Below are 8,722 nucleotides of genomic sequence, written 5' to 3'. Positions count from 1 at the left end.
GGTGAAAGAGCCGGAACCAAATAAAACATTTGGCACTGACATTCATCGACACACTATTGAGTTCTCAAAGAACACACGCACACACATCCAACCCGAACATTTTCGGAACTTCAGTGAGGCAACTTTTCCAGCTTAGCTCAGTGGTGAACCCAGTTGCAAACTGGGATCGCGGCCGAGCCATGTGATCGGTCAGGCGCTCCTCGTCCTACCTCGTTTCCCTGGCCTCCGGCTCAGCGTTTCCGCTCAGCTCCTGGGCCCCGGGTCGGTGTCCGTGTCGCTCTGACTTGGAATAAGTTACGTGTCTGCGTGCACGATGTCAAATCCCCTGGTCATCACGCATTTTCAGGGAAACGATCGATAACTCGCGCCCATCGGGATGGGCGCGAGCGCTCAATCCGTGGCACCGACGCGCGTGACATCGCCGCCCAGCTCCTGCAGCTGCTCGACGAAATTCGGATACCCGCGATCGATATGGAAGACGTCGTGCACTTCGGTGGTCCCGTCGGCGACCAAGCCCGCGAGGACCAGACCCGCGCCGGCCCGGATGTCCGAGGACCACACCGGAGCACTCGACAACCGAGGAATCCCGCGCACCACCGCGTGGTGCCCATCGGTGCGCGCGTCGGCGCCGAGCCGGATCATCTCCTCCACGAACCGGAAGCGCGCCTCGAAGATGTTCTCGGTGATCATCGAGGTTCCGTCCGCGATGGACGCCAGCCCGATAGCCATCGGCTGCAAGTCGGTCGGGAAACCGGGGAACGGCAGGGTCGAGAAGTTCACCGCACGCGGCCGCTCGGCCTGGACCACCCGGAAGCCGTCCTGCTCGAACGAGATGCGCGCCCCCGCGGACCGCAGCTTGTCGAGCACCAGCGACAGATGCTTGGGGTTCACGCCCGTGACGCGGATGTCGCCGAGGGTCATCGCGGCGGCGATGCCCCACGTCGCGGCCACGATGCGGTCGCCGATGACGCGGTGAGTGGTCGGCGCGAGACGCTCGACGCCCTGGATGGTGAGCACCGAGGTGCCCGCGCCGCTGATCCGCGCGCCCATCCGGACGAGCATGTTGCACAGGTCGACGATGTCCGGTTCGCGCGCGGCGTTGTCGATCACCGTCTCGCCCTCGGCCAGCACCGCCGCCATGAGGATGTTCTCGGTCGCGCCGACCGAGGGGAAGTCGAGCCGGATCCGGGCGCCTTGCAGCTCGTCGGCCTTGGCCACCACGCAACCGTGCTCGATCTCGCTGGTCGCGCCGAGCAGGCGCAGGCCGGCCTGATGCATGTCGAGCGGGCGGGAGCCGATGGCGTCACCGCCGGGCAATGCGACGACGGCGCGCTTGCACCGCGCCATCAGCGGACCCAGCACGCACACCGACGCGCGGAACTGCGTCACCGCGGGGAAGTCCGCGTGGTACTTCGGTTCGGCGGGCGTGGTGATGGACACCGTCCCGCCGTCGATGGCCACGTCGCAGCCGAGGCCGCGCAGCACATCACCCATCAGCGGCACGTCGAGGATGTCCGGGCAGTTCGTGATCGTGGTGGTGCCCTCGGCGAGCAGCGCAGCGGCCATCAATTTGAGGACGCTGTTCTTGGCGCCCCCCACCGTGACCTCACCGACGAGTCGATTTCCGCCGGTAACCAAAAACCGTTCCATGCCGCCTCTCCGCGTATTCGGCGCACTGTTGGTGCAAGGATAGTTGGGGCGGCGCACTACGGTGCCGCCTCTCCACGACTCCCCTCGCCTCCGGACGTTTTCGCCGTTGGAGCGAGTGCCGCGAGATGGGCGCGTTCTGTGGTCGACGGGGTGGACCCGACGCCTTGCCGGCAATACCCCGTGATCGCCCGGGTACTCGCCTGCGGTCCTACGCGATCAGGCGCTCGGCGGTTCCCCGCCGGGCTTCCACAGGATATCGCCGCCGGGATTGGCCACCCGGCTCAGGATGAACAGCAGGTCCGAGAGGCGATTGAGGTACTTGGCCGGCAGCACCTCGGTGTCCTCCGGATGCGCCTCGATCGCCGCCCACGCCGAGCGCTCCGCTCGGCGCGCAACCGTCCGGGCGGTATGCAACAGGGCAGCCAGCGGGGTACCGCCGGGGAGGATGAACGAATCGAGCGCGGGCAACGCGGTGTTGAACTCGTCGCACCATGCTTCGAGCCGATCGATGTAGGGCTGAGTGACCCGCAGCGGCGGATACTTCGGTTCCGCCACGACAGGGGTGGAGAGGTCTGCACCGGCGTCGAACAGATCGTTCTGTATCTGCCGCAGTACCGCGAGCATCGTCGCGTCAGGCCCACCGAGGGCGATCGCCATACCGATGGCGGCGTTCGTCTCATCGCAGTCGGCGTAGGCCACCAAGCGTGGGTCGGTCTTCGCGACCCGGGAGAAGTCGCTCAATCCCGTGGTCCCGTCATCGCCGGTCCGGGTGTAGATCCGGGTCAAATGCACGCTCACAGCACAACCCTAGCGGGCGCGGCCGGACCGGGTCCGCCGAGAGCCGTGGGTTACAGACCCGGCATCCGCCGCGTGCGGTCGGACGGGCGGGATTCCACCCAGGACAGGAAAGCGGTCAGGGAATCGCGATCCAAGGCGAGTTCGAAGTCGCCCGAGCGGTCCGACACCGCGATCACGGCGATGTCGTCGGTCATGATGTCGTACTCGTCGCCGCGCGGACCCCGGCGATCACCGATCTCGATGCCCTGCCGCCGAATGGCGGAGTCCGGGCCGAGTTTGAGGCTGGTGAGTTTGAAGAAGACCAGACGGTCCTCGTCGTAGCGGATCAATCCGTGGCGCCATCCTTGACCACCGCGAGCGGGCAGGACACGCAGGATCGCGGCGATTCCGCCGCGCCGCAACATGATGAGGCGGTAAGTCGAGGCAAGCGCGAGGAACACGAGCGTGAGCACCAGAATGATCAGGAGAACCATCCCGGTTTGCAATGCTGTTCGTCCCTTCGCTACGCCGCCGTGTGGTCGACACGGCATTCGATTGGCGGGTGTTGGCAGGCCCTTCGTGGTGACGTGGACTGCCGCTCGGCGAGCCTGATGTTCACACCGCGTGCGGTCATTCAACCACGGCATCGAGTTTACAAATGGCCCGGCCGTGTCCGACTCGCCTGAAAGACGCTGTCGGCGGTGAAGGGACTCTTCACCGCCGACAGCAGTCGTGCTCGAAAACAGGTTGTGACTACGCGTTCGCCGTCTGTTCGACCGCGCGCACCCGGGCCTGAGCCGCCTTCTGCTGCTCTTCGCTGGCGTCGGAATCGGCCAGCACCCGGCGGGCCTCCTCGACGTCCACCTCGTCGGCGAATTCCGCCGACTCGGCCAGCACCCGAACCGAGTTCGCGGTCACCGAGAAGAAGCCGCCGTGCACCGCGGCGACGACCCGCTGACCGTCGGTGTCCACGATCGTCACGATGCCGCCCTCGACCAGCTGGCCGAGCAACGGTTCGTGGCCGGCCATGATGCCGATCTGGCCCTCGGTGGTCTGCGCGCTGACGAACGACGCCTGGCCGGACCAGAGCAATCGTTCGACCGCGACGAGATCGACTGACATTTCCGCCATCGGTGACTACTTTCCGAGGATCTTCTTGGCGGCCTTCTCGACGTCGTCGAGACCACCGCAGCTGTTGAAGGCCTGCTCGGGGTAGCTGTCGAACTCACCCTTGCAGACGCGATCGAAGTCGTCGATGGTCTGCTCCAGCGGCACGACCGAACCCGGCTGACCGGTGAACTTCTCGGCCACGATGAAGTTCTGGCCGAGGAACTTCTCCAGACGACGGGCGCGGCCGACGAGGACCTTGTCCTCCTCGGACAGCTCGTCCATACCGAGGATGGCGATGATGTCCTGCAGTTCCTTGTACTTCTGCAGGATCCGCTTCACCTCGTTGGCGACCCGGAAGTGCCGGTCGCCGACGATCGAGGCCTCCAGGATGCGGGAGGTCGAGGTCAGCGGGTCGACGGCCGGGTAGATGCCCTTCTGCGAGATCGGGCGGGAGAGCTCGGTCGTCGCGTCGAGGTGGGCGAAGGTGGTCGCCGGGGCCGGGTCGGTGTAGTCGTCGGCGGGCACGTAGATGGCCTGCAGCGAGGTGATGGACCGGCCACGGGTCGAGGTGATGCGCTCCTGCAGCTCACCCATCTCATCGGCCAGCGTGGGCTGGTAACCGACGGCGGAGGGCATGCGGCCGAGCAGGGTCGACACCTCGGAACCGGCCTGGGTGAACCGGAAGATGTTGTCGATGAACAGCAGCACGTCCTGGTGCTGCACGTCGCGGAAGTACTCGGCCATGGTCAGCGCCGAGAGGGCGACGCGCATACGGGTGCCCGGCGGCTCGTCCATCTGGCCGAAGACGAGGGCGGTGTCCTGGAGGACGCCCATCTCCTCCATCTCCAGGTGCAGGTCGGTGCCCTCACGGGTGCGCTCGCCGACACCGGCGAACACGGAGGTGCCGGAGAACTCCCGCGCGATACGGGTGATCATCTCCTGGATCAGAACGGTCTTGCCGACACCGGCGCCACCGAACAGACCGATCTTGCCACCCTTCACGTACGGGGTGAGCAGGTCGATGACCTTGATGCCCGTTTCGAGCAGCTCGGTCTTGCCCTCGAGCTGGTCGAACGACGGCGGCTTGCGGTGGATGCCCCACTGCTCGCCGTCGCGGCCGAGGCCGGGGGTGTCCAGGCAGTCGCCCAGCGCGTTGAAGACGTGGCCCTTGACCACGTCGCCGACGGGCACCGAGATCGGCTTGCCGGTGTCGGTGACGGTGGCGCCGCGGACCAGGCCGTCGGTCGGCTGCATCGAGATGGTGCGCACGATGCTGTCGCCGAGGTGCTGGGCGACCTCGAGGGTCAGGGTCTTGGCCACCGAGGTCAGGGTGATCTCGGCGTGCAGAGCGTTGAACAGCTCGGGAATGGCTCCGCGCGGGAACTCGACGTCCACGACGGGGCCGATGACCCGGACGACGCGGCCTGCGGCGCCGCCGGTCCGGCTCGTGTTGTCTTGGGTGACAGCTGCGGTCATTGGTGTTGGTTCTCTCCGTGTCGATGTGCGGCCTTCGGGGGGCCTTCGTGGTTGCGCACGCTTCCGCTCCCGGCCCCGTGCCTCAGGCCGCGTGGCGCTTAGTCGCGGTCCGAGCTCGACGCCAGCGCGTTCACGCCGCCGACGATTTCGCTGATTTCCTGCGTGATCTGGGCCTGACGCACCGAGTTGGCCTCGCGCTGGAGCACGCTCGCGAGTTCGTTGGCGTTGTCGGTGGCGGCCTTCATTGCGGTGCGCCGAGCCGCTGACTCGGATGCCGCTGCCTCGAGCAGAGACGCGTAGATGCGCGTGTTGACGTACTTCGGCAGCAGCGCCGCCAGCAGCACATCGGCGTCGGGCTCGAATTCGTACTGCGCGTGGACGTCCGCCGTCGGCGAATCCGACACGATGTCCTCACCCAGGTCGAAGTTCTCGTCGACGTAGCTCACCTGGATCGGCGCCAGACGGCGCACCTCAGGGCTCTGCGTCAGCATCGAGACGAAGCGGGTGTACACGACGTGCAGCTCATCGACGCCAGCGATGTCACCCGTCCCGTTCGGAGCGGGCACCGCTCCGTCGGAGCCGGCCATGAAGGCGTCGACCAGGTGGTGGCAGGCGGACGAAGCATCGGAATACTTCGGCTGCTGCGAGAACCCGGTCCACGCCGACACGTACGAGCGGTTGCGGAAGGCGTAGTAGGTCAGGCCCTTGTTGCCCATCACGTAGAGCACCGGCTCTTTGCCCTCGTCACGCAGGGTGGTCATCAGCTCTTCGGCGCGCTTGAGCACATTCGAGTTGTAGCCACCGCACATGCCGCTGTCACTGGTGATCACCAGCACGGCCGCCCGGCGCGGGTTGGCGCGCTCGGTCAGCAGCGGATGCGAAAGGTTCTTCGACGCGCTCGCCAGCTCGCTGAGGACCTTGGTGATCTCCTCCGCGTACGGCTTCGCGGCCGCGACCCTGGCCTGAGCCTTGGAGATTCGCGAGGTCGCGATCAGCTCTTGGGCCTTGGTGATCTTCTTGATCGAATTCACACCACGAATGCGGGAGCGCAATTCACGCAAGCTTGCCATCAGCGGTTCACACTCCCTTCATTCGCTGCGTGGGATTGACGGCATACGCCGAGCACGAGGAGGTCGCGCACGCTTCCTCCTTCGTGCCCGTCGCGTATGCCGCGGATCGAATAGCGCATTTGCCGGCTCGCGTTACTTCTCGACGTGCTTGCGGGTCACCGACAGCGACTCGACCTCTTCGTGGTCGAGCTGGCCCGCCTCGGCCTCGTTCACCACGGGAGTGCCGTCGGAGGTGAGGAAGGTCCCCAGGAACTTCTTGGTGGCCGCCTCGACCTGCTCGGCCGCCTCGCCGTCGAGCACCTTGCCGCCTTCGATGGCCTTGAACGCGTCGGCGGCGCTGCGGTGCAGCTCCTCCAGCAGCTCGGCGTTGAAGCGGCGGATGTCACCGACCGGGATCGAGTCGTAGTGGCCACGGTCGACCAGGTAGATCGAGATGATCTGGTCTTCGACCGGCACCGGCGAGTACTGGTCCTGCTTGAGCAGCTCGACCCAGCGGGCGCCGCGCTCGAGCTGCGCCAGCGAGGCCGCGTCGAGGTCGGAGGCGAACGCGGAGAACGCCTCCAGCTCGCGGTACTGCGCGAGTTCCAGACGCAGTGAGCCCGCCACCTTCTTCATGCCCTTGGTCTGGGCGGCGCCACCGACGCGGGACACCGAGGTACCGACGTTGATCGCCGGGCGGACGCCCTTGTTGAACAGGTCGGACTCGAGGAACACCTGGCCGTCGGTGATCGAGATGACGTTGGTGGGGATGAACGCCGAGATGTCGTTGGCCTTGGTCTCGATGATCGGCAGACCGGTCATCGAGCCGGCGCCCAGCTCGTCGGACAGTTTCGCGCAACGCTCCAGCAGCCGGGAGTGCAGGTAGAAGACGTCACCCGGGTAGGCCTCACGGCCCGGCGGGCGACGCAGCAGCAGCGAGATGGCGCGGTAGGCCTCGGCCTGCTTGGTCAGGTCGTCGAACACGATGAGCACGTGCTTGCCCTGGTACATCCAGTGCTGGCCGATGGCCGAACCGGTGTAGGGGGCCAGCCACTTGAAGCCGGCGGAGTCGGAGGCCGGGGCGGCGACGATGGTGGTGTACTCCAGCGCGCCGTGCTGCTCCAGCGCGGCCTTCACGCCCGCGATGGTGGAGCCCTTCTGGCCGATGGCGACGTAGATGCAGCGCACCTGCTTGGTCGGGTCGCCGGTCTCCCAGTTGGCCTTCTGGTTCAGGATCGCGTCGATGCAGACCGCGGTCTTGCCGGTCTTGCGGTCGCCGATGATCAGCTGACGCTGGCCGCGGCCGATGGCGGTCAGCGCGTCGATCGCGGTGATGCCGGTGGCCAGCGGCTCCTCGACCGGCTGGCGCTCCAGCACGGTCGCGGCCTGCAGCTCGAGCACGCGCTGTTCCTCGGACTCGATCTCGCCGAGGCCGTCGATCGGCTGGCCCAGCGGGTTCACCACGCGGCCGAGGAACTTGTCGCCGACCGGGACCGAGAGCACGTCACCGGTCCGGCGGACCTCCTGGCCCTCCTCGATCTCGGCGAACTCGCCGAGGATGACCGCACCGATCTCACGGTCCTCGAGGTTCAGCGCGACGCCGAGCACGCCGCCCGGGAACTCGAGCAGCTCGTTGGCCATTGCCGAGGGCAGGCCGCTGACGTGCGCGATGCCGTCGCTGGTGTCGGTGACCACACCGACTTCTTCGATGGAGGTCTCGGGGGTGTAGCTCTGGGTGTAGCTCTCGATCGCGCTACGGATCTCGTCGGAGGAGATCGTCAGCTCCGCCATGTTCTTCCTGCTCTCGCTGTCTGGGTCTGGAATGTCGGGGGTGGTGAAGCGCGCTAGGTCAGGGCCCTGCGCATCTTCTCCAGTCGGCCGATGGCGCTGCCGTCGATCACGTCGTCACCGACGCGCACCACGACTCCGCTCAGCAAACTCGGGTCGACCTGGATGTGCACCGTGGTCGCCTTGCCGTAGATGCGCCGCAGCGAGGCGGCCAGCCGGTCGCGCTGCTGCTCGCTGAGCCCGATCGCGGCGCGCACGTGCGCGACGATCTGATCGCGGCGCCCCGCCGCGAGGTCGGACAGCTCGTCGAAGGCGGCGCTGATGCCCGACCGCTGCCTGGTCACCACCTGCTCCGCCAGGGTCAGGGTGATGGGCTCCGTCTTGCCGGCGAGCAGCCGTTGGATCAGCTCGCCCTTGGCCGAAGCCTCCTGCGACCGATCCGACAGCGCTTGGTCCAACTCGGGGTTGTCGCTGATGATCCGGCCGAGCCGGAACAGCTCGTCCTCGACCGCTTCGATCCGGCCACGCTGGGCCGCCGACTCCAGCAGCGCCTCCTGGCCGAGCAGCACCAAGGTGTCCACCAGATCAGAAGTGCGCGACCAGTTCTCGGCCACCGCGGTGGTCAGCACTGCCAGCGTGGCAGCGCTGACCTTGCCGCCGAAGACCCGCTCGCAGAGTTCCGCGCGCGCGGAACCCGGCACCGACACGTCCGCGAGCGCCACACGCAGCGAACGCTGGTCGTCCAGCACGGCGACAACGGCGAACAGTTCCGACCCCGTCGTGGCCGCAGCACTGTCGCTTCCGGTCAGAGCGGCCCGAAGCGCCTCCCGAGACCGGGCACTGGCCTCGCGGCTCGCTGCGTACATGCTTCT

8 protein-coding genes are annotated in these 8,722 nt (G+C 66.9%); all 8 read right to left on the bottom strand.

Annotated elements, in window-relative coordinates; genetic code table 11:
• Nucleotides 1-390: 390 nt before the first annotated feature.
• Entirely contained in the window at nt 391-1,650 is a 1,260-nt protein-coding gene (gene murA / locus ABZ420_RS22705) for a UDP-N-acetylglucosamine 1-carboxyvinyltransferase (protein WP_357125965.1), read from the bottom strand.
• A 216-nt stretch (nt 1,651-1,866) separates the two neighbouring features.
• Nucleotides 1,867-2,448 (bottom strand): cob(I)yrinic acid a,c-diamide adenosyltransferase, encoded by a 582-nt coding sequence (locus tag ABZ420_RS22700; protein WP_357125962.1) that lies wholly within the window; start codon nt 2,446-2,448, stop codon nt 1,867-1,869.
• Between the two features lie 50 nt (nt 2,449-2,498).
• The gene (locus tag ABZ420_RS22695; protein ID WP_357125959.1) at nt 2,499-2,921 is read right to left on the bottom strand and encodes a DUF2550 domain-containing protein; all 423 of its coding nucleotides are present in this window, start codon (nt 2,919-2,921) and stop codon (nt 2,499-2,501) included.
• A 259-nt stretch (nt 2,922-3,180) separates the two neighbouring features.
• Nucleotides 3,181-3,558: a F0F1 ATP synthase subunit epsilon gene (locus ABZ420_RS22690; RefSeq protein WP_040865169.1), complete on the bottom strand. Its 378-nt coding sequence runs from the start codon at nt 3,556-3,558 to the stop codon at nt 3,181-3,183.
• Nucleotides 3,559-3,564: 6 nt separating this feature from the next.
• Nucleotides 3,565-5,013 (bottom strand): F0F1 ATP synthase subunit beta, encoded by a 1,449-nt coding sequence (atpD, locus tag ABZ420_RS22685; protein WP_040865168.1) that lies wholly within the window; start codon nt 5,011-5,013, stop codon nt 3,565-3,567.
• 98 nt (nt 5,014-5,111) lie between these two features.
• Nucleotides 5,112-6,083: a F0F1 ATP synthase subunit gamma gene (locus ABZ420_RS22680; RefSeq protein ID WP_357125956.1), complete on the bottom strand. Its 972-nt coding sequence runs from the start codon at nt 6,081-6,083 to the stop codon at nt 5,112-5,114.
• A 132-nt stretch (nt 6,084-6,215) separates the two neighbouring features.
• Nucleotides 6,216-7,853: a F0F1 ATP synthase subunit alpha gene (gene atpA / locus ABZ420_RS22675; protein WP_063051797.1), complete on the bottom strand. Its 1,638-nt coding sequence runs from the start codon at nt 7,851-7,853 to the stop codon at nt 6,216-6,218.
• Nucleotides 7,854-7,906: 53 nt separating this feature from the next.
• Nucleotides 7,907-8,716 (bottom strand): F0F1 ATP synthase subunit delta, encoded by an 810-nt coding sequence (locus ABZ420_RS22670; RefSeq protein WP_357125953.1) that lies wholly within the window; start codon nt 8,714-8,716, stop codon nt 7,907-7,909.
• Nucleotides 8,717-8,722: the final 6 nt, after the last annotated feature.

Origin of the sequence: Nocardia sp. NPDC005745, from assembly GCF_040630775.1 — a bacterium.
In the GTDB taxonomy this organism is placed as follows: domain Bacteria; phylum Actinomycetota; class Actinomycetes; order Mycobacteriales; family Mycobacteriaceae; genus Nocardia.
This window is presented reverse-complemented; position numbering and strand designations above follow the sequence as displayed.